Raw genomic sequence first — 21,495 nt, 5'->3', positions numbered from 1 at the left:
CAAAAAAATGAAAAGTATTAGTTTTTCAAAGGGTATTGAAAAAGACATTAATATTAATATAAGCCAAGGGTATTACAAAGAATTTTCCAAAAGATACGCGTCGAAATACGGGACTTTGATGATAATTGATTCCAATTTGAAAAATCATTTAAATCCAGGTACTGATAAAAATATCTTTTATGTTAAAGGTGGCAATGAGACCAAGTATTTCGATAAATATTTAGAACTTTGTAAGGTCATTGTGGAAGGTAGTTACAGCAATTTAGTGGTGATAGGTGGAGGTTCCTTGATAGATATGGTTGGCTACGTTTTTCATACTTTGGATTTTCCAACAGGGACCCTCACAGTTATGCCAACAACGCTGTCTTCTATGATATATTTACCCGTTTCGGGAGAGTTCTATTTAGATATGAATTACACTAGGAATTTTTTGAAGGTAAGAGGTTATCCCGATCTAGTGTATATAGATCCGTATTTTTGTAAATTTTTAGATAAAAAAGATATGAAAAACCATTTTTTCTTGGGGTATATTTTGGGGCTTCTATTCGATAATAACTTTGCAAGCTTATCTTTGAAGTATTCCAAAAATTTCATCCGTTTAGATTTAGAGGATTATCTTTATTCTGCTGTTAAGTTTGTTTTATCGCTTTATTCTAATGATTTACCTTTCCCTGGGACTAAATTGATGAAATATATAGCAGATACCTCTGTAAAATCTGATTTCGTTCAAAACGAGAGTTTGTCTTTTGCGTTTCTTTTGTATTTGAGTTTTAAATTTGGTTATATTCATGAAGAAAGATTTCAAGAGATATTTGAAAAGATCAGAAGTTTCGAAGATCTAAAATCATCAAAAATCCAAAATATCAAGGCTAAAGTGAACAACGTGCCTATAAGAGAAATATTACTTAAAGAGGATGGCTTTGTGGATTTGCTTTTGAATTTTGGCGAGCTGAAAGATCTTCTTTTGGAGTTTAAGTCTCTTTTGAGAGGTGTTTAATCAATGAAAAAGAATAATCCGCCTTGGTTCACAGTTATTTTAATTCTTGTTTTTATTTTACCTTTGATAACCTTCGCGCTGACAACGTATACGATATATTTAAAAAACCAGATGAAAAATCTTGAGCTTAAAATAGTAGAGTTAGATAATAATCAACTAAACACACTAAACGAAGTTGAAACAACTTCCCAATCTGCTGTCTTAGAAGATTTAGTATTACCGCAGATTGAGATTGGCAACACAATGGCAAGGGCAAGTTACACTATCCAAGAGCTAGATTATCAAGTGTTGTTGGAAAATTCAGTCACGATGTTAAAACCGTACAATGAAGGTGCCGTAAAAGTTTTTTACAACCAGCTCGAGGTTTTTGAAGAGGCGTTGTACGCTTTAAACAACGATATACCTTACTTTGTTTTTCAAAATGGGGACAAGTATTACTTGTACCGTTCGGATTATTCTTTGGAAGGGGAAGCAGAAGAGCAGTACTTATTTTCCATTCAAATTTACCTGTACACTACTCCAGCACCAGCTATGTTCCCTACGATGGCGTTAAGACAAGGAGGTATCCCCGCTTTTGTTTTCAACGGTAAGTTTCAACAGAGTAATGAAGATTATTGGGCGATACTCGTGGGTCTGTTTGACGACTACAACGAGGCGCAAACTTATTTGAAAAATATGGATGAAGAGCTTGTTTTTGAATTAACTGGACTGAGTATAGCAGACAGATTCACTAAAGGCATCTACTTTAGTGGAGTAGAAACCGAATGAGAAAAAAGCTTCTTTTCCCAGTATTAAGTATAATTGTAATAATTTTGCTTGGGATTTTAACGGTTGATCGATATCAATCGGGTAAAGAGGATAGACTTAATTCTTATCAGGAAAATAAAATAGACCTTTTGACGGCGTCAGTTGAAGAGTTGATCGAATTACCTGGAATCGGACCCGCCAAGGCACAAGCGATTATAAATTATAGGCAAGAAAAAGGTTTTAGAGACATAGAAGACATTATGAACGTTTCTGGTATAGGAGAAAAAACATTTTCAAATATTAAAGATTATATTTATCTTTCAGAGGTTGTTTACGAAATAGTAGATGATAGAATAAATATAAATGAAGCATCCAGTGAAGAATTGGAAAGTTTACCTGGAATAGGAAAAATTTCTGCCCAGAAAATTATCGAGTATAGGGCTATTAAACCTATTAGCTCTTTAGATGATCTAAAGAAATTAGGTATTCCATCATCTACGATAGAAAAAATAGAAGGGAAGATAGAATTTTGAAGATTTTCTTACATGTTTGCTGTGCACCTGATCTAACGGTTTCTTACAGGAAATTAGTAGAACAGGGATTCGAACCTGTTGTATTTTTTTACAACCCCAATATTTATCCCCTTCAAGAATATTCCAAGAGATTGGATGAAGTTAAAAAATTAAGAGATATTTGGGGGTTCCAACTCTACGTAGGAGATTATGAACCTGATAAGTTTTTAGAAAGGATCAAGGGGGAAGGAAACAGCCTCACGGCAAATAAGGAAGGCAGCCCGAAAAGATGTTATGAATGTATGAAGTTGAGGCTTGAAAAGACCAAATCTGAAGCTAAACGGATGAATTTTTCTATCTATTCAACGACTCTTCTTGCTTCCCCTAGAAAGTCTCATGACGATATTTTAGAAATAACTGATAATTTGGATATGGAAGAAAATCCGTCTTTTAAGTATGTAAATTTCAGATCGAATAATGGTGTTCATATGGCAGCACAAATATGTAAAACTTACAATATTTATCGCCAAAATTACTGTGGTTGCTCTTTTTCTTTAGAAGAATCAAAAAGATACGAAGAGGAGTCCAAACAGAAAAATTACAAGAGTTTAGTTGAGATACTTGGAGAAGAATTAACCCAAAAATATTTTAAATATTACAAAAAAGACTTGCTTAGAATTCCACAAGATATTCCAGTAAAGTTTTTAGAAAAGGTTGGTTTGCAATTTTTTAAATATTTGAAACCTCAGATAATCCTAATAAAAAAAGAAATAGCCCAAGATTTTAACATCTTTACAAGTTCTAGATACAAGATAGATAATTGGAAAGGGAAAGTAATATTATGGTGAAAGAGAGGTAGTCTAGATTGGCTAAATATGATCTGCGTATCTCTGAAGATGGAATGGTGGCATCTTTGAAATTAATAGACGATGGTCGTCCACCTACTCTTGGCGGAATAAAGGCTTTTCTAAAAGAAAAAGGTGTGGTAGTAGGCATAAAATCAGAAACTATTGAAGAAATCGTCTCTGAACCTAGATTTGATAAGGAATACGTTGTTGCATATGGAATACCACCCAAGGTTGGAAAGGACGCACAGCTAATCTTTCAGCAAAATATTGAAGAAAAGCTTAACAGTACCGAAAATAGCTATGTTGACTTAAAAGAAAGTAGTCGATTGATCATAGTAAAAAGAGGAGATATATTGGCTGAGATAATTCCTCCAACGCAAGGCGAACCAGGAAGAACAGTACGGGGGGAAAAGATCGAAGGTATTGTGGGAAAAGAGTTAAAACTAAAGCTAGGTAATAACGTCGAAGTAAACAACAATAAAATAATTTCAAAGATAGATGGAAAGTTTGTCAGTAAAGAAACATCGAATGGTGAGATAAATTTAGATGTTTCTGACGAGCATAAGATAGAAGGAAATATAGACTATTCTACGGGTAATGTGCGTTTCCCCGGGAAGTTAATCATCAATGGGGATGTTAAATCAGGTTTTCATGTTGAAGCTACTACTTATTTAGAGATCAAAGGTGTAGTTGAATCCGCTTCAGTGTTTTGTGAAGGGGAAGCCACCATATTCGGAATAAAAGGTGCAGGTAAAAGTTCTATAAAAGTTAAAATTTTAAGATGCAACTACGTTGAAAACGCCAATATTGAAGCGGAAGAAGATGTAATTGTTAAAACAGCCATCGTTAATTCAAATATCAAGGCAGGGAAACACGTCATTGTTGAAGGAGGAGCTGGAAAGATTTCTGGTGGATATATTTTAGCCACCAACCTTATCGAAGCGGAAATATTGGGTAGTGAAATGGGTGTTAGAACTGTCTGTGAAGTGGGGGTTTTACCTGATCTAAACGAAGAGTTAATCAAATTAGAGCAAAAAATTGCCCTCGATATGGAGAATCTTAGGAAACTCAATTCTATAATCAAAGGAATCCAAGCTCTAAAAGAAAAAGGTAAAATAGACAAGGCGAGGTTAGAATACTACAAGAAATCTTTTAACACCTATAAAATGCTCATATCAGAGGTAAAGGATGATGAAGAAAAGCTCGAAATGATTAAAAATAAAATTCAATCTTCTAAAGAATCTGCCTTTATCATCGCAAAAAAAGTGGCATATCCTGGAACTGAAATAATCATACACAAGAAAAAATTTATGCCGACAAAGCCAATTACCAAGGTAGTGTTCCAACTCGAGGATGATGAAATAGTTCCTCACGGTTATCAATCGGAATCAAATGTTTCTAGATAAGCAGCCAAGTTACAGGGCGGAGCCCTTTTGCAGCTTTGTGCAAAAAGTTTTTTCATAATGCTTTAGAAGTAACATCCTAATTCTCATTTGCTTCGCAAATGATGCACGGGGATCTTAAGGGGTTTACCCTTTTGCAGTGTTGTGCAAAAAGGTTTTTTGTAATAAACTATGATTTTGAACTTGGGGATCTTAAGGGGTTTACCCCTTAACGTATGGCGCTAAAAAAACAATTAGGAGAACTGACACATGCTTCGACTTTTTAAAAAAATATCATTTCTAATTTTTCCTATTTTATTTTTAACTTTGAATATCTATGCTGGTAATTTAGATAGCTACGTTTACAATTTTGATACTGATCAATTATTAGTATCATCCCAAAGAAGTTTAAACGTTTTAGGCTTATATTTAAAATATTATGAAACAGGTAACGAAGAATACAAAACAGCTGCTAATCAAACTATGCCTTATATTCTTCCTTCTTTAAAACCCGATGATTCAGCAGCTTTGAACGTTCTTTCTGAATACTTTCCCGGTAACGAAGTAGAAAGTATCAATAGAATTGAGATATTAACCAATAATTATCCAAATTCTGTGATCGTTAACTCCCTCAATGTTTTAATGAATTATGAAGTGTACCAAAAATCCAAAAATACCGAAGCGTTTAAGAAAATTTTAAGTTCCATTGATATAATAGAGGAAACAATTGGGGAGAATCCTTTCTCTACTTATTACAAATCGGTTCTAATGTGGGAAACGGCAAGCCCTCAAGAAAAAGAGAATATATTCAAAAATTTGGAAAAAGTTCATTTCTCTTATCCCTTAAACAGAGACATTCATGAATTACTGATAATTGAAGCGTTTGAATTAGGCAAGTATGAAGACGTTAAACAACTATCAATGAACTATGTGAATCTTTCACAAAAAGATGAAAGGATCATGTTTTTAATAGCCCTTTCGTATTACAATTTGGATGAAAAATCAGAATCAAGAAAAATTGTCGACTGGATTCTTCAAAATTCTAATAAAAAAGCTGTTCTATCGAAAAGTTATGAGCTTTTGGGCGATATTTCGGAAACGAACTCTCAGAAGATCAATTATTATAAAACCGCTATCGATCTCGATCCTGAGAATGCAGAAGCTTTAGCTAAACTTGGAACAACTTTGTACGAGAGTAATAGATCCACCACTGACAATTTGACAATCTCAAGAATTTATTTAACCAAAGCGCTCATGTACGATCCAGATAACTCTGATTTAAAAGAAACTCTGAACACTATAGACAGAAAACTCACTACGAGAAATTTTTTGACCACGCTGTTGCCATTATTTATAGTAATTTTAGCTATATTCTATATAGTATTCAGATTTGGTAGTAAGGGAAGCAACCTCAAGCGCCCCGAAGGGGGTTCAAAGGAAGACAGCCTCACGACAAGTAAGGAGGAAAAAATTGATTATGACCGATCAAGAAGACAGCCTCACGGCAGGTAAGGAAGATAACCCCAAACGCCCCGAAGGGGGTTCAAGGAAAGACAGCCTCACGGCAGGTAAGGAATCTATCAAAGTGCTTGATAAAGGCTTTGTTACCCTTGTTGATATGATGGGAGATGACAGATCAGCGGTTAGGGCTGCCAGAGTCTCACACGGAAAAGATATATCTACCGATGAGAAAGATAGGAAACTCATAAACTACCTGATGGAACATGGACATCTTTCCCCTTTTGAACATATTACTTTTACATTTCATGTAAAAGCACCCATCTTTGTTGTTAGGCAATGGTTTCGCCATAGGATAGGAATGTCTCCCAATGAGATAAGCAGAAGATACACCTCAAAAAACGTCAACGAGTTTTATGTCCCTGACCATATCAGAGTACAGGATACAAAAGACAAACAGAGTAGTAATGCATACTCTGATGAACAAGGGAAAGAAGGCAGCCTCACGGCAAATAAGGAAGAGGCTCTTGAAATTATAGAAGAAGTTTACCAAAAAAGTTACGAGGCTTACGAAAAACTTATAAATATGGGTGTAGCTAGAGAAATGGCACGTATTATATTACCCGTAGGGGAATACACTGAGTTTTATTTAACTACCAATGCCCGAGCATTAATGCATTTCTTGGATTTAAGGGCGTCTTCTCACGCACAATGGGAAATTCAAGAGTACGCTAAGGCTTTGGCACAATTTTTTCAAAAAACTTGCCCATGGAGTTATGAGGCATATTTGAAGTATCAGTATAAGGGAGATCTTTTAAAGTAACTACAATAGTGGGCTCCCCCCACCAGGGTCTAAGGGACCGAAGGTCCCTTTCTAAGAAGGGCAGGGAGCGGGGTATAAGGGAAAGATCTCTTTTCCTTATGGGTGGGCTGCGGGGCGAAGGGGCGCAAATAACGACTAAGCGCAGCTTACAAAAAAATGTTTTAAAAGGGTCACAGGGCGGAGCCCTCCACCCCCCATCGGGTTAGGGACCGCAGGTCCCTTTCTAAAAAGGCGGGGAGCGGGGTGAAAGGGAAAGATCTCTTTTCCTTATGGGTGGGCTGCGGGGCGAAGGGGCGCAAATAACGACTAAGCGCAGCTTACAAAAAAATGTTTTAAAAGGGTCACAGGGCGGAGCCCTCCCCCCCCCATCGGGTTAGGGACCGCAGGTCCCTTTCTAAAAAGGGTGGGAAGCGGGGTATAAGGGCGCTAACAAACTACAAAAAATTAGGAGGTTTTAATATGAAAAAACATTTTCTACTATTTGCTGTCTTTCTCATTGCAGGATTCGCATTTTCAATAACCCTTTTAAACGACATTTCCTATAATGTCGACATATCTTATGCAGCAACAGATGTGGAAAGGGTGTTAACAAATTATGGTATACAAGAAGGCTCCTATGTGGGGGATATAGACATTAGATTGGCTATACAAGAAATATTAAAATCAGGTTATTTTACCTCTGTATCTTACAATTTGGACGAAAATGGGAATCTGGAATTCATATTTAAGCCCAACCCTATTGTAACAAATTACGAAGTTGAGATCTTAGGTGATGAATTGATCGACAAAGAAAATATTCGTTCTTCGATCAGTTTAAATACCAATGTCCCTTTGAATCTAAACGATTTTCAAACCTCGATGAAAAATATACAAGATTTGTACATAAAAAACGGTTACCAATTCGTTGATATATACTCTAATCTAAAAATGTCTGGAGATGAGATCACCTTAGAGGCAACTGAGATAAACAATAAAGAATATTCATCAGATACCTTGGTTTTCATCGTTAAAGAGTATTCTCTTTGGGATTTAGAATTAAGGGGAGAATTATCTCAACTGGATAAAGAAAACATAAAGGAAAGAATCGGTTTTGATTTTAGAAAAGATTGGAATAGCAAGTTCTTCTTGTTTAGACCCAACGCCAAAGAAACCTACCCAAGTTTTCAAAAGGTTCAGATCATATTGAACTCGTTAAATCAAATTCCGTTTTTTTCCGCTGACACGAATTTACGTTTCGAAGTAACCGAAATAGAAGAAAATAAAGGTGGAGAGTTATTACTGGTTTTAGAAGGCAGCTTAAGAAAAATTGTTCCCCAAGAGCCAGCAGTAATAAACAAAATATCTTTTGTCGGAAACGAAAGTTTAGAAGACTTCAGATTGAATGAGGTTGTGAATGAGTTTGTTCCATTAGGAAACCCTGTGAGTAACTTAGACGTTCTTTACGCTTACGATAACCTCCAAAAGGTTTATTACGACAATGGATATATTTACACGTTAATTATCCCTAAATACCAAGATGATGAATTAATTTTCGAAATAACGGAACCTAAGGTTGGAGAGGTTGAAATAACTCAAGAGGCAACCGCTAAAACCCAACCGTACATAGTTGAGTCCCTAGTGAAGATAAAACCAGGCGAGGTTGTCAACCAGCAAAAATTACAAGATACCTACACATCCTTCATGGGAACAGGATTTTTTCAAGATGTTATGATACAACCTATTCAGCAAGCCGAAGATGTGATAGGCTTTAGGATAACCCCCATAGAAAGCGAAAAACTCGGGAAATTAATGGGTGGTGTCACCTGGAGCTTACCAGAAGAAGGTCAAGAATGGTATCAAGGTTTTACGGGTCAGCTTGAGGTTCAGTGGTTAAATCCTTTTGGATACGGACAAACATTTTCTCTCAACTCAGATTTGAATCCTTTGGGGAATTACTACTCCTTTGGGTTCGATTACGATGTTATTAAGTTGGCTGGTAGTGATCTTGATTTAGGCGCCGGCATACATTATACGATAAGCGGTGATGGAGAGTATTATTCGAACATCGGAGAAGATGCGACGAACTATCTGTCCTTATCTGTTGCTCCAAGATACAGTATACAAGACTTCTCTTATATAACAAGTTCCTTTACCTACAATAACTACACATTAGTTGATGAGAGTAATCTTAATCTACTTTCTGGATCAGTGGGGTATCTATACAACAGTTTAGACAGCCCTTATAGGCCTTATAATGGTCAATATTTCCAAATAAACGGTATCGGTGGGGTTGAAACAAGCAATGCCAATTACTATGTTGGTGCCAACACTGAAGGTAAACTGTTTTACAGTTTCTATAAATTCACATTGGGAAGTAGACTGAAACTGGGTACCGTCTATAATTCTAACATCGATTCTAACCTGCATTATCAGTACAATGTAGGAGGAATGTACTCTGTAAGGACTTCTGATTTTTACGAACAAGAAGGAGAAAATTTACTTTTATTCAACACAGAATTGGCTTACGAGCTTGCCACAGGTCAAGTCCCATTGGATCTCATTGCCTATTTTGATTACGGTAGCGCTCAAGATGACGTCAGTAACCTTATTGGTGGTGGTATCTTGTCTTTTGGTGGCGGATTAAGATTCACAGTTCCTTTATTGGGTCAAATAGGCTTTGGATATGGATGGGATGAGGCTTTACAAGGACAGGTCTGGTTCGGTTTTGGTCAGACATTTTAAACTTACGCTTTTTTAAGGGGAATCCCTAGTTGAATGAAATTTCTAATATCTTTGTAAAGTTTAAAAATAACTGGAAAAAATATGTTTTTCAAAGTTTGTTGGCTACCATCACGATCTTTTTCATACTATTGATCTTAAATGTTCAAGACAGGCCTATAATAGTTAGTTCGTTAGGGGCATCGACTTTCATAGTTTTTGCGATGCCAAAAAGTATGGTCGCTAAGGCTAGAAACTTGGTTGGTGGACATGCGGTAGGATTTATATGCGGAAGTATTTTTTCTCTTTTCCTTAACGGTAATTTTGTATTCTCTAATTTATCGTATGCCCTCGCCGTAGGTTTATCTATATTTCTTATGGTTGTCATCGATACAGAACATCCACCAGCTGCGGGTACAGCACTGAGTTTGAGTATAACAGGATTTAGTTTAAATGCATTTCTATCTGTTTTTATCAGTGTGACAATCTTGGCGGTTGTCCATCATTTCCTAAAACCTTATATGATAGATTTAATTTAAAACGAAATGGAAAAGTAACTTTTATTTATTCTTTGTGTTATTTCAATATGTTATCTTATAACAAAATTAATTATTTAAAGCGGAGGCGCAACCGAGAATAGTAACTTCTTCTTTTAAAAGAGGGTAATTTGGAAGAAGCGAAAGGCGAGGTTGCCGAAGAAGTAAGAAGAAAACCCTCATCTTCGGACTTCTGGGTATGTGGGGAATACCTGCATAACTGTCACGTGAAGAACGTGGAGAGCCGCTAAAAATGAGAAAAATATATTTTCTTATTATTAAGACCTCTCCACAGTGAGAGGTTTTTTAATTTTGGAGGTGCTTTTTTTGAAAGTTGGAGTTGTCGGAGCTACCGGTGAGGTAGGAAGAACATTTTTGAAGCTATTTGAAGAATACAAACTAATTAACGAAATTTCCGAATTACGGTTGTTTGCATCGGAAAGGTCTCAAGGGCAAGAGATCAAAGTAGGTTCTAAAAGATACACCGTGGAAAAGCTGCAAGAAGACAGTATGAAAGAAAAGTTTGATTACCTTTTTTTCTCGGCTGGTGCCTCGGTGTCAAAAAGGTTCGCCCCCATAGCACAAGAATCAGGGAATGTCGTTATAGACAATTCTTCACAATTTAGGATGGACGAAAAGATTCCCCTTGTCGTTCCAGAGGTTAATGCAGAGTTGTTGAAAAATTACAGAGGAATAATTGCGAACCCTAACTGTTCAACCATTCAAATGGTTTTAGCCCTTAACGGGATCCATCGTGATTTAGGTTTAAAAGAGATAGTTGTCTCTACATATCAGGCGGTATCTGGGGCTGGAAATAAGGGTATCATGGAGCTTTTAAATCAAGAAAAAGGGATAAATGAAGTGAACCATTTTCCAAAGGTCATAAAGAACAACGTTATACCATTGATAGGTGAAAAAAAGGAGAACGGGCTTACTTTTGAAGAAGAAAAGATGATAAACGAAACTAGAAAAATTTTTTCTGACAAAGAAATTAAAGTATTCCCTACAACCGTTAGAGTGCCTGTACTCTACGGTCATTCCGAATCGGTTTTCTTCAGAACGAAGTTGGATTCTTCTGTTGATGAGATTATGAAATTGGTTGAATCGACTCCAAACGTCGAGTACAACGAGGAAAAAATTACTCCCATAGAAGTTGCGGGAAGTGATATTACATATGTCTCTAGAATAAGAAAGATCGAAGAAAAAACCTTTTTGATGTGGGTTATAGCGGATAATATAAGAGTTGGTGCTGCTACCAATGCAATTAGAATACTTCAAAAACACAGGGAATTGAATTGAGGTGCGGGGTTTGAAAAAAGAACTTCCCTTTTCAGAGAAAGAGTTAAATAATCTATTAAAAAGCGTACAAACACCTTTTTATCTCTACGATGAAAAAGGTATAAGAAATAGAATAAAAACATTAAAAGATGCCTTTTCTTGGGCTGATTTCAAAGAGTTTTTCGCCGTGAAGGCAACCCCTAATCCCCATATATTAAAGATCACAAAAGAAGAAGGTTGTGGAGTAGATTGCAGCTCAATGGCAGAACTGGTGGCAGCAGAAAAAAGTGGATTTGTGAATAACGAGATCCTATTTACATCCAACGATACCCCTTTGCAAGAGTATGAAAAGGCTTTATCTTTAAACGCCATTTTGAATCTTGACGATGTAAGCCATATAGATTTATTAAAAGAAAAATATATGTTGCCTGATTTGGTGTCCATCAGATACAATCCAGGCGGGGATTTTGGAAACGAGATAATAGGGAATTTAAAGGAATCAAAATTCGGAGTACCTAAAAAGGATCTAATAAACGGATTCGCGAGGCTCAAAGATTATGGGGTTAAAAGATTCGGACTGCATGCGATGTTGATTTCAAATGAATTGAACCCTCAAAATATAATAAAAGTCGCCCAATTTCTTTTTGAAACCGCTGTGGAAGTTCATAAGAAATTAGGAATAGATTTTGAATTCATAAATCTCGGAGGCGGTTTTGGTATACCTTATAAACCCGAAGAAACGGAACTTGATATATACTACATCTCACGCCAAATAAAAAAATTGTATGAGGATATTTTACTGGAAAATGGGCTAAAACCTCCAAAGATATATATGGAGCACGGAAGATACATCACTGGACCTAATGGCTACTTAATAACAAAAGTCTTGCATATAAAAGAGTCCTACAAAAAATATGCGGGAATTGACGCTAACTCTGCAAATTTATTGAGACCCGCTATGTACAAGGCTTATCATCATATAACGGTATTAAATAAAAACTCTGATGAAAAAACAGAGTTGTACGATGTGGTAGGATCGTTATGCGAAAATAACGACAAACTGGCAACAGATCGATTATTACCAGAATTAAAACGTGGAGACGTGCTGGTTTTTCATGATGTAGGTGCTCATGGATACTCCATGGGATATAACTATAACGGAAAATTAAGATCCGCTGAATATTTGTTCACCAAAGACGGAGAATTCAAGATGATAAGAAGAGCCGAAACGTTGGATGATTACTTTGCTACTTTCGATTTCTAATTCTCAGGTCCCTTCCTTAAAACGGGTGGGGAGCGGGGTGAAAGGGCGCTATAACTAGAGATATAAAACTTTTAAGAAGGAGGAATTCTCAATGTTTAATGGTCTTGGAACAGCTATGATCACACCTTTCGACAAAGAATTGAACGTCGATTATAATTCACTAAGATCTTTTGTTAAATATCAGCTTGATAACGGTGTTGACAGTTTAATAGTTTTAGGAACTACGGGCGAAGCACCTGCTATTGAAGAGGAAGAAAGAGAAAAAATAGTCAACACGGTAGTAGAAATTGTGGATAAAAAAATTCCCGTTATTGTGGGAACAGGAACAAACAACGTGAATCACGTTCTCAAAAACAATAAACTGGCTGAAGATGCTGGTGCCGATGGCTTATTAATCGTTACCCCTTATTACAATAAAAGTACACAAAAAGGATTGGTAGAGTATTTTAAGTACATCTCTGAAAGAACAACTTTACCAATAATAATGTACAACGTACCTTCAAGAACCGGTATGAATATACTTCCAGAAACAGCCGTTTCTATCCACGAAAACTGTAAAAACGTTATTGGAGTAAAAGAAGCTAGCGGTAATATATCACAAATAGCTGAGTTGTTTTCTATAAAACCGGATTCTCTTAAGGTGTTTTCAGGAAACGACGATCAAGTCCTCCCTATAATGAGCTTAGGCGGAGATGGGCTTATCTCAGTTACATCCAATGTTGCCCCCAGGCCTTTTGTTGAATTAACTCATAGCATTCTTAACAACGATTTAGAAAAGGCAAGAAAATTAAACAATCAATTTATGAAACTCAACAAACTTTTATTCAAAGAGGTTAATCCCATTCCTGTCAAATATGCCGTTTCTTTGTTAGGTTTATGTGAAAATGTCGTGAGATTACCATTGGTGAAAGCAAGTCAAGAAACAGAGAAACTTCTAAAAGAAGAGATGGAAAGGTTGGATCTAGTATGAAGATAGGTATAGTAGGATACAAAGGACGAATGGGAAAAGAGATAAAAGACCTCTTTGAGGAGAAGAACCATGAATTTGTCTGGGGATACGATAAAGATGGTGAATATTTTCAAGAAAAACCTCAACTTATTATCGATTTTTCACTTCCTGAAGTTTTCGAAAAAACGGAAGATTATGTGAATAAATTTAAAGTTCCATTGATCATTGGAACAACGGGGCTTTATGATGAACAAATTGAAGCTTTAAAAACTTTATCTAAAGATGTACCTGTAGTTCAAAGCTACAACTTTTCGATCGGCATACAATTGTTTCTAAAGATGGTGGACCTTTTGAAAGACAAAATCGATGGGTGGGACGTTGAAATAGTTGAAACACACCATAGATTTAAAAAAGATAAACCTTCTGGAACAGCCAAGATGATAAAAGAAAGTTTGGATAAAGATGTACCGATAAGCTCATTAAGGTTGGGAAATGTAGCAGGCGATCATGTGTTGTACATGGCGAATTTGGGTGAGGTTCTCAGTATTTCTCATAGGGCTTTATCAAGAAGAGCTTTCGCAGAAGGGGTTCTTAAGTCCGCAGAGTTTGTAATCAATAAAAAGAATGGGTATTTCACCTTTACCGACGTAATTTGAAAAGGAGGTCATCATGAACACCGAAGAAATAATAAATTTAATAGCAAACTCAAAGAAAAAGAATCCTTTGAAAGTGTACCTTAAAGGTAACCTCAAAGAAGTAGATTTTTCCAATGTTGAATTTTACGGTAACGATGAATTCGGAATCTTGTTTTGCGAAGAAGAAGATTTCAAAACAATTTATGAGACTTATAAAGATTCTATAATTAATTACAGAATAGAAAGGGATAGAAAAAATTCTGCCATTCCTTTGGCAGATTTATCTAAATACAACGCAAGAATAGAACCAGGTGCCATAATAAGGGATCTTGTGGAGATAGGCGACGGTTGTGTTATTATGATGGGTGCCGTTATCAATATAGGAGCTTGCATTAAAGAAAACACCATGATAGATATGAACGTCGTTATAGGAGGAAGAGCTCAAATAGGTAAAAATTGCCATATTGGGGCAGGAGCAGTTATAGCAGGGGTAATAGAACCACCAAGCGCTCAACCAGTGGTGATTGAGAATAATGTTCTTATTGGAGCTAACGCAGTGGTATTAGAAGGAGTGAAAGTAGGTCAGGGATCAATAATCGGAGCCGGTTCTGTGGTAATTTCTGATGTCGAACCATACTCTGTGGTAGCAGGAGTCCCTGCAAAATTCATTAAAAAGGTTGACGATAAAACAAAAGCCAAAACTCAACTTGTAGAAGGACTTAGAAAGTTGAAATAATTTATTCATATAAATTTACCGGGGTGGATTAAACATGCAGTTGATAGTTCAAAAATATGGAGGAAGTTCTCTTGCGGATTCTGAAAGGTTGAACAACGTTGCCAAGAGAATATGTAACAAGGTAGATGAAGGGTTTAAAGTATTAGTTGTGGTTTCTGCAAGAGGAGAGACCACGAATAGATTGATAGCATTAGCTAAAGAAACAGTTAAGAACCCTAATCCAAGAGAATTGGATATGCTTTTAGCTACTGGAGAACAGATCAGTGCCTCTTTGTTGTCTATGATATTGAACGATAGAGGTGTCAGATCAAAATCCATGAATGCCTTTCAATTAGGATTATTAACCACTTCTGATTACAATGAGGCTCAGATCAGAGCGATAAACAAAGAGGTAATTCACAAAAACCTTGCAAGCCACGATGTTTTAGTTATCACTGGATTTCAAGGTATTACAGAAGAAGGAGATTTGACAACCTTGGGAAGAGGAGGTTCTGATACTTCTGCTGTTGCCTTAGCCGCTTCTTTAAAAGTCAAGTGTGAGATATACAGTAATTTTGCCGGTATTTATACAATCGATCCAAAGATTTATCCTAATGCAAAAAAATTAAAATACGTTACTTACGATGAAATGCTGGAAATGGCGGCTTTAGGAGCAAAAGTGTTGCACCCAAGGTCTGTAGAAATTGCTAAAAAGTTTAATGTGGAGTTATACTGTGCATCGTCTTTTTCAGATGAGGAGGGAAGTTACGTAGTGGATAATTACAACGAATATTTAGAAGAACCTGTTGTAACCGGTTTAAGTGTGGCTGAAAATCAAACCCAAGTCACTATTTTAAATCTTCCGACGGATCATTTTTTTATTAATAAAATTTTCGAAATCGCTGCCAACAAAAATTTAAACATTGATATGATATCAATAATAAAAAATAATGAAAAAGCTGATATCTCTTTCAGTATCGTAGATAGCGTAATCGATAATTTTCGAGAAGTTTTAAGTGATTCTCTTAAAAATGATCATGAGAATTTTATTGATTTTAAAAATGATTTAGTCAAAATATCGGTAGTCGGAATTGGTATGAGGAAGGCAAGAGGAGTGGCTTCCCGATTTTTTAAAGCTATTGAAGATATCCCTATCTTTTTGGTGACTACTTCGGAAATAAAAATTTCATGTTTGATTCCAAAAGAGTATAAGCAAAAAGCCGTGGAAAATATAGCAAAGGAGTTTGATTTATGAGCCTAATACAAGTCTACAACCCGTTTCCAATAAAAATTGATAGAGCGGAAGGTTGTTACATTTACGATAAAACAGGGGAAGCGTTTCTGGACACATTTTCTGGTATAGGAGTAATGAGTTTTGGGCATTCTCATCCATCTTTGTTAAAAGTGTTGAAGGAAAAGATGGATAGATATATGCACACTTCTAATTTTTTCCTCGATGAAGATGCCATTTTTGTATCAGAAAAACTAGTCAATTTCACTGGGAAAAATGGCACCGTTTACTTCAGTAACTCTGGAGCAGAGGCTACTGAAGCTGCTTTAAAAGCCATAAAAAAAAGAGCAACAGATAAAAGAAATAAGATTGTTTTTTTCGAGAACGGTTTTCATGGTAGAACTTTAGGCGCACTTTCTATAAACGGTTTTAAAGACTTAAGAGAACCGTTTGAACCTTTGCTTCCCAACACGATAGAACTAAAGTACAACGATGTAGAGGATTTAAGTAGATACTTCGATCTATTCGGAGAAGAAACGTTGGCTGTTTTTGTAGAACCCATTCTGGGATCAGGCGGAATAGTATCAATCAAACCAGAATTCGCATCTTTGATAGAGGACTTAAAAAGGAAATATAATTTTATTTTAGTCTGCGATGAGGTTCAAGCTGGGCTTGGGCGAACGGGAAAAATTTTTTCATACCAACATTTTGGGCTATCTCCAAATATTATAACCATCGGTAAATCCATAGGCGGCGGTTTGCCTTTGGGAGGTACGTTATTTCTTGAAAATATATCTCAGGCTTTTGAAAAAGGAGAACACGGTTCAACGTTTGCCCCAAATCCTGTAGCCCTTGCGGGAGCTAGGTTCATTGTGGAAAATATCCCTTCTCTTCTGAAAGATGTTGAAGAAAAAGGAAATTACATAATGCAATATTTAAAAGAGAAAAATTTTGAAAAAGTAAAAGAAGTTCGAGGCAAAGGTTTGATGATTGGCATAGAGTTAAAAGAAGAGGACCCTCAAATGAGAGGAAAAGGTCTACAAGAGGGTCTTTTGTTGAATGTACTTCATAACAGTGTGATTCGTCTATTGCCTCCTTTAAATATTGAATATAACGACATCGAAAAGATGCTGGTAAAATTAGAGAAGGTTTTAAAATGATCATTCCACCCTACGAATTGAGACATAAAATACATGAGAATCCGGAATTATCTCTTGAAGAGTATCAAACTACCGAATTATTGGAAAAAACCATAAAAGAAGCCGCCACCTTTTACAACGTTGACATTAACGTATATAAACCTTTAAAAACTGGACTTATTGTTGAGTATAATGGTGGCAGCGGTGAGGAGTACCTTCTTTTTAGGGCAGATATCGATGCTTTAAATATAAAAGAAAAGACTAAAGTTGATTTCAAATCAAAAAATGAATACATGCACGCATGTGGTCATGACGTTCATACCGCTATTTTGTATGGTTTTTTTCTCAACGTGATAAAAAATAAAGTAAATAAAAATATAGTTTTTTTATTTCAACCTGCAGAAGAATCAAAGGGTGGAGCCCAAAGGGTTATCGAAAGTGGAATATTGGATAAGTACAATATAAAAGCAGCGTTTGCACTACATGTCAACGATGAGTTCCCTGTGGGGACCATAGCCTCAACGCGTGGTACGCTTTTTGCTTCAGCCCTTGAGTTCTTTGTGGATTTTGAAGGGGTTTCTTCACATCTTGCCTTTCCCCATCAATCTAAAAATGCGTTGAACGCCCTTCGCATATTTTTAGATGTGCTTGATAAACTTCCAAAAAATCCCATGGAACCTTTTGTAATCGGCGTTGGTAAAGTAAGTGCAGGTAGCGCGATCAACATTCTACCAGGGAACTCCCATGTTGAGGGGAGTATAAGAGGTGTCGATTCTGAAAATAGCCTAAAATATTTCGAAGATATGAAAAATATATTGTCAGGGATAAAGACCATGACAGGGGTTGATTATTCGTTAAGCAAAGGATCTTTCTATTCGGAAGTCGTCAACGATTCATTGCTATACGACAAATTTATTTCTAAACTCTCAAAAACATTTAATTTTGTTGACTGTGGCTTAAAAATGACGGGTGAGGATTTTGGCTTCATATCAAAAAAATATCCCGCACTAATGTGTTGGTTAGGAAGTTCCAAAGGAGAACACCACGGTCTTCATAACCCTGAATTTTTGCCTCCCGATGAGGTAATAGATGTTGGGATCAAGGTTTTTGAGACATTTTTAGACTAAGAGATTCATTTAAACATGCATCTGGCTAGTTCAAAATCCTCTTTTTTTGTAAGTTTGATGTTATTTTTGTAATCTTCCACAATCGATGTTTCATAACCAGCATGAATAAATATAGATGCATCATCTGTGAAAGAAGATAAGATCTTTTCGGCATTTTGATAAGCTTTAAGTAATTTAGCAAAATCGAAAGTTTGAGGGGTATGATGAAGATAAATCTGGGATCTTTCTAAAGTTTTTAAAATCCGACCGTTATTGACTTGAGAAACCGTGTTTTCTGCCATTTCTGCCAAAACAGCCCCTCCTATTTCTTTGGCCTTGTAGATGCTTTCATCTATTTTTTTAATATCAACGAAAGGTCTTACGGCATCATGAATGCAAACTAAATCAGGCTTATTATCTTTTTTATTCAAATACAAGAGGGCATTATAAACGCTCTCTTGTCTACTGCTCCCGCCAATTACCACATTCTCAAATTTTGAAAAGATTTTAACTTCTTTTTCTGTTAAATCCACGTAGTTTCTGTGAGATACGACGAGAAACTTATCTATTGATGTTGAATTCTGGAATTTTTCAGCGGACATTCTCAATATGGTTTTGTTATTTAATTTTACTAATTGTTTTGGAATTTCAAATCCCGCTCTTTTTCCTTCTCCAGCTGCTACTATAATTGCATAGACCATTTTCTTCACCCTTTATTATTTTTTGTATTTTAAAAAATAGATTTAGTAGAACTTCATCTTTTTTTTAAATAATTAATTTAACTTTTGATATAATAGATTGATAAACTTATTATAATATATTTTTGGCAGAATTGTGCGCACGGTGGGGTCACAGGGCGGAGCCCTTTTGCAGCCGTGTACAAAAAGCTTTTTTTAAAATAAACTTTGATTTTGAGGATCTTAAGGGGCGAAGCCCCTTAATGTCCAAGGGTGGGCTGCTGGGCGGAGGGGAGCAAATATAGTAGAAGACAGCAAATACACTTCAAGGAGTGATGGCAATGTTGGTAGTAGGAATCGATTTGGGAGGCACTGAGATAAAAGCCGGATTAGTCGATGAAAAAAAAGGAATAATTAAAAAGATTTCTAGACCTACAGAAGTTGAAATGGGAAATGCCCAAGTAATAGCTAATATAACAAAAACCGTGAAAGATTTAACGGAAAACACTGAATTTTCAGCAATTGGAATAGGTTCACCAGGTTCTATAGATAGAAAAAATGGAATTGTGAGATTTTCTCCAAACTTTCCAAACTGGCGAAATTTTGAATTGGTTCGCTTGATAAAAGAAAATATAAACGTTGACGTCTTTTTAGAAAACGATGCCAATGCCTTTGCACTTGGTGAATGGTATTTTGGTAAAGCAAAGGGGTTGCACGATTTCATCGCTTTAACCATAGGAACAGGCATAGGTTCCGGTGTGGTTTGTAACAACACATTTTTAACAGGTAAAGACGGTCTAGCCCCAGAATTGGGACATGTTGTAGTTGTACCAAATGGTCCACAATGCGGTTGCGGTAATAGGGGATGTGTAGAAGCTACTTCTTCTGCGAAATATATAGCATTAGAAGCCAAAAATTTGATAGATAGGTACCCAGACAGCCTTGTTTTAAAATTAGCCGGAAAAAAGGAAAAGATTGAATCAAAACACGTTTTTCAAGCTTATGAAAAAAATGATCCTCTTGCCAGTGTAGTTTGTAACTTTGCCATCGATGCACTTGCAAGGGCTATTGGAGGATATGTTCATGCCTTTAACCCAGAAAAAATTATAATCGGCGGGGGATTAAGCAGAGCCGGTGATGCTCTTTTTGTTCCATTAAGAGAAATGACGAAAAAATATGTAATGAGCAGTTTCGCAGATACTTACACTATAGAACAATCATCTTTAGTGGAAGATGCGGGTATTTTAGGGGCAGCATCTGCAGCCTTTTATGCCGAAGAAAACCCCCTATAAGTCATAATCAAAAATCTCTTATCTAGGACCGAAAGAAAGTTTCACATGCATTCATTCTTGCTGTATAATACAAAGATAAATACAAAAAACTTTTTATATATTATCCCCGCCTATAATGGCGGGGATTTTCCAAAATTTAATTCACTTTAAAAAGCAAGTATAACTCCGCCTTCATTAGCATAAACAGTACTTATCCCTGCAGTTTCCACAATAATTATATCTCTAAAATTATATCTTTTAGCTGCTTCTTTTTTGATATACTCAGCTCTCTCGAGAGCATTGCAGTGAGCAATTCCTAAAACTTTATCTTTCAAATTATTCCCTACTTCTCCTATTTTATCAATTAGCTTTTTAATCGCATTTTTGCTTCCTCGTGCTTTATCCAATAAAGTTATAGTACCTTCTCTAGTACCAGCCAGAATAGGTTTTATATTCAATAAAGATGCAAATTCACCTTTCAACTTACCCATACGCCCTGCCTTGATAAGGTTATCTAGCGAATCAAGCACAAATAAGGTCTTCATCTCTTCTATATATTTTTCTGCTTTATTTATTATTTCGTCCCTACCGAGTTTTGCTTCAATTAATTCACCAATTTTGTAAGCAATCATTGTTTCACCGACAGAAGCGCTAAAAGAATTGAATACTTTCACGAATTTGTCTTTAGCTTCTTCCAATAAAATATTCTTAGCGAGAACCGCATTCTGATAACTCGAACTTAACTCCTTAGATAAGGTAACTACAAAGGCATTTTCATATTTCTCGTATAAATTTAGAAATGGCTTAGGCCCTGGACTGGCGGTTTTAGGAACTTCGGTAGAGTTTCTCATTGCCTCCAGTAGTTTTTCACGGTCTAGATTCTCATCATCTATAAAATGTTGATCACCAATATCAATAAATAATGGAACTGTCGATATATCAAATCTTTCTTTAATTTCTTTTGTTAAATCACAACAACTGTCAACTACTATTTTAAACTTCACTATTTTATTACCTCTGTTGAATTTAGATATATATTTAATCAGCTTCATGGTATATTATACCAAGATATAATAAAAAATAGACTTTTTAATTAAATTTTTACTATAAAGATATTTTAAAATCGATTAATCATAGTACATCCACCCAAAGGATAAAAAACTTAGATTGTGAAGCATAAGGGCTAACAGTAGGCGGGCTGCGAGGCAAAAGGGCGCTAATAAAGATCCT

At 35.9% G+C, this 21,495-nt stretch carries 20 protein-coding genes and 1 riboswitch; of the genes, 18 read left to right on the top strand and 2 right to left on the bottom strand.

Features of this window, described 5'->3' with window-relative positions; genetic code table 11:
- The first annotated feature begins 7 nt into the window (after positions 1 to 7).
- From X926_RS02580 to X926_RS02500, 17 genes are all read left to right on the top strand, one after another.
- Positions 8 to 997 carry a 3-dehydroquinate synthase gene (locus X926_RS02580; protein WP_146255745.1) on the top strand — a complete coding sequence of 330 codons (990 nt, stop codon included), beginning with the start codon at positions 8 to 10 and terminating at the stop codon, positions 995 to 997.
- 3 nt (positions 998 to 1,000) lie between these two features.
- Positions 1,001 to 1,765: a hypothetical protein gene (locus X926_RS02575; RefSeq protein WP_103064873.1), complete on the top strand. Its 765-nt coding sequence runs from the start codon at positions 1,001 to 1,003 to the stop codon at positions 1,763 to 1,765.
- On the top strand, positions 1,762 to 2,277 hold the full coding sequence (locus tag X926_RS02570) for a ComEA family DNA-binding protein (RefSeq protein WP_103064872.1): 516 nt from the start codon (positions 1,762 to 1,764) through the stop codon (positions 2,275 to 2,277). The genes X926_RS02575 and X926_RS02570 overlap by 4 nt, the downstream gene beginning before the upstream one ends.
- On the top strand, positions 2,274 to 3,104 hold the full coding sequence (locus X926_RS02565; RefSeq protein WP_158245179.1) for an epoxyqueuosine reductase QueH: 831 nt from the start codon (positions 2,274 to 2,276) through the stop codon (positions 3,102 to 3,104). The genes X926_RS02570 and X926_RS02565 overlap by 4 nt, the downstream gene beginning before the upstream one ends.
- A 17-nt stretch (positions 3,105 to 3,121) precedes the next feature.
- Complete coding sequence (locus tag X926_RS02560; RefSeq protein WP_103064870.1) at positions 3,122 to 4,510, top strand: DUF342 domain-containing protein; 1,389 nt, start codon at positions 3,122 to 3,124, stop codon at positions 4,508 to 4,510.
- A 246-nt stretch (positions 4,511 to 4,756) separates the two neighbouring features.
- Positions 4,757 to 5,998 (top strand): tetratricopeptide repeat protein, encoded by a 1,242-nt coding sequence (locus X926_RS02555; protein WP_103064869.1) that lies wholly within the window; start codon positions 4,757 to 4,759, stop codon positions 5,996 to 5,998.
- The gene (gene thyX / locus X926_RS02550; RefSeq protein WP_103064868.1) at positions 5,964 to 6,767 is read left to right on the top strand and encodes an FAD-dependent thymidylate synthase; all 804 of its coding nucleotides are present in this window, start codon (positions 5,964 to 5,966) and stop codon (positions 6,765 to 6,767) included. Before X926_RS02555 ends, thyX begins: the two co-directional genes overlap by 35 nt.
- 459 nt (positions 6,768 to 7,226) lie before the next feature.
- Positions 7,227 to 9,488, top strand: a complete 2,262-nt coding sequence (locus X926_RS02545; protein ID WP_103064867.1) for a POTRA domain-containing protein — start codon at positions 7,227 to 7,229, stop codon at positions 9,486 to 9,488.
- Between the two features lie 29 nt (positions 9,489 to 9,517).
- Positions 9,518 to 10,003 (top strand): HPP family protein, encoded by a 486-nt coding sequence (locus tag X926_RS02540; protein ID WP_103064866.1) that lies wholly within the window; start codon positions 9,518 to 9,520, stop codon positions 10,001 to 10,003.
- 72 nt (positions 10,004 to 10,075) lie between these two features.
- A riboswitch (Lysine riboswitch) is annotated at positions 10,076 to 10,255 on the top strand.
- A 72-nt stretch (positions 10,256 to 10,327) separates the two neighbouring features.
- Positions 10,328 to 11,299 (top strand): aspartate-semialdehyde dehydrogenase, encoded by a 972-nt coding sequence (locus X926_RS02535; protein WP_103064865.1) that lies wholly within the window; start codon positions 10,328 to 10,330, stop codon positions 11,297 to 11,299.
- A gap of 1 nt (position 11,300) precedes the next feature.
- Positions 11,301 to 12,542, top strand: a complete 1,242-nt coding sequence (gene lysA, locus X926_RS02530) for a diaminopimelate decarboxylase (RefSeq protein ID WP_103064864.1) — start codon at positions 11,301 to 11,303, stop codon at positions 12,540 to 12,542.
- A 91-nt stretch (positions 12,543 to 12,633) separates the two neighbouring features.
- Entirely contained in the window at positions 12,634 to 13,512 is an 879-nt protein-coding gene (gene dapA, locus X926_RS02525) for a 4-hydroxy-tetrahydrodipicolinate synthase (protein WP_103064863.1), read from the top strand.
- Entirely contained in the window at positions 13,509 to 14,147 is a 639-nt protein-coding gene (locus X926_RS02520) for a 4-hydroxy-tetrahydrodipicolinate reductase (RefSeq protein WP_103064862.1), read from the top strand. The genes dapA and X926_RS02520 overlap by 4 nt, the downstream gene beginning before the upstream one ends.
- Positions 14,148 to 14,160: 13 nt before the next feature.
- A complete protein-coding gene (dapD, locus tag X926_RS02515; protein WP_012209038.1) occupies positions 14,161 to 14,862 on the top strand; it encodes a 2,3,4,5-tetrahydropyridine-2,6-dicarboxylate N-acetyltransferase in 702 nt (233 codons plus the stop codon).
- A 34-nt stretch (positions 14,863 to 14,896) separates the two neighbouring features.
- Positions 14,897 to 16,096, top strand: a complete 1,200-nt coding sequence (locus X926_RS02510; protein ID WP_103064861.1) for an aspartate kinase — start codon at positions 14,897 to 14,899, stop codon at positions 16,094 to 16,096.
- Complete coding sequence (locus tag X926_RS02505; RefSeq protein WP_103064860.1) at positions 16,093 to 17,232, top strand: aspartate aminotransferase family protein; 1,140 nt, start codon at positions 16,093 to 16,095, stop codon at positions 17,230 to 17,232. Before X926_RS02510 ends, X926_RS02505 begins: the two co-directional genes overlap by 4 nt.
- Positions 17,229 to 18,338 carry an amidohydrolase gene (locus tag X926_RS02500; protein ID WP_103064859.1) on the top strand — a complete coding sequence of 370 codons (1,110 nt, stop codon included), beginning with the start codon at positions 17,229 to 17,231 and terminating at the stop codon, positions 18,336 to 18,338. Before X926_RS02505 ends, X926_RS02500 begins: the two co-directional genes overlap by 4 nt.
- 5 nt (positions 18,339 to 18,343) lie before the next feature.
- Here X926_RS02500 and ispD read toward each other — a convergent pair whose 3' ends face one another.
- Entirely contained in the window at positions 18,344 to 19,018 is a 675-nt protein-coding gene (ispD, locus tag X926_RS02495; RefSeq protein WP_103064858.1) for a 2-C-methyl-D-erythritol 4-phosphate cytidylyltransferase, read from the bottom strand.
- Between the two features lie 317 nt (positions 19,019 to 19,335).
- Between ispD and X926_RS02490 the strand changes: the two genes are divergently transcribed.
- Complete coding sequence (locus tag X926_RS02490) at positions 19,336 to 20,286, top strand: ROK family protein (RefSeq protein WP_103064857.1); 951 nt, start codon at positions 19,336 to 19,338, stop codon at positions 20,284 to 20,286.
- Positions 20,287 to 20,432: 146 nt separating this feature from the next.
- Here X926_RS02490 and X926_RS02485 read toward each other — a convergent pair whose 3' ends face one another.
- Positions 20,433 to 21,269: a DegV family protein gene (locus X926_RS02485; RefSeq protein WP_103064856.1), complete on the bottom strand. Its 837-nt coding sequence runs from the start codon at positions 21,267 to 21,269 to the stop codon at positions 20,433 to 20,435.
- Positions 21,270 to 21,495: the final 226 nt, after the last annotated feature.

Source organism: Petrotoga sp. HWHPT.55.6.3, from assembly GCF_002895495.1.
In the GTDB taxonomy this organism is placed as follows: Bacteria; Thermotogota; Thermotogae; order Petrotogales; family Petrotogaceae; genus Petrotoga; species Petrotoga mobilis.
This window is presented reverse-complemented; position numbering and strand designations above follow the sequence as displayed.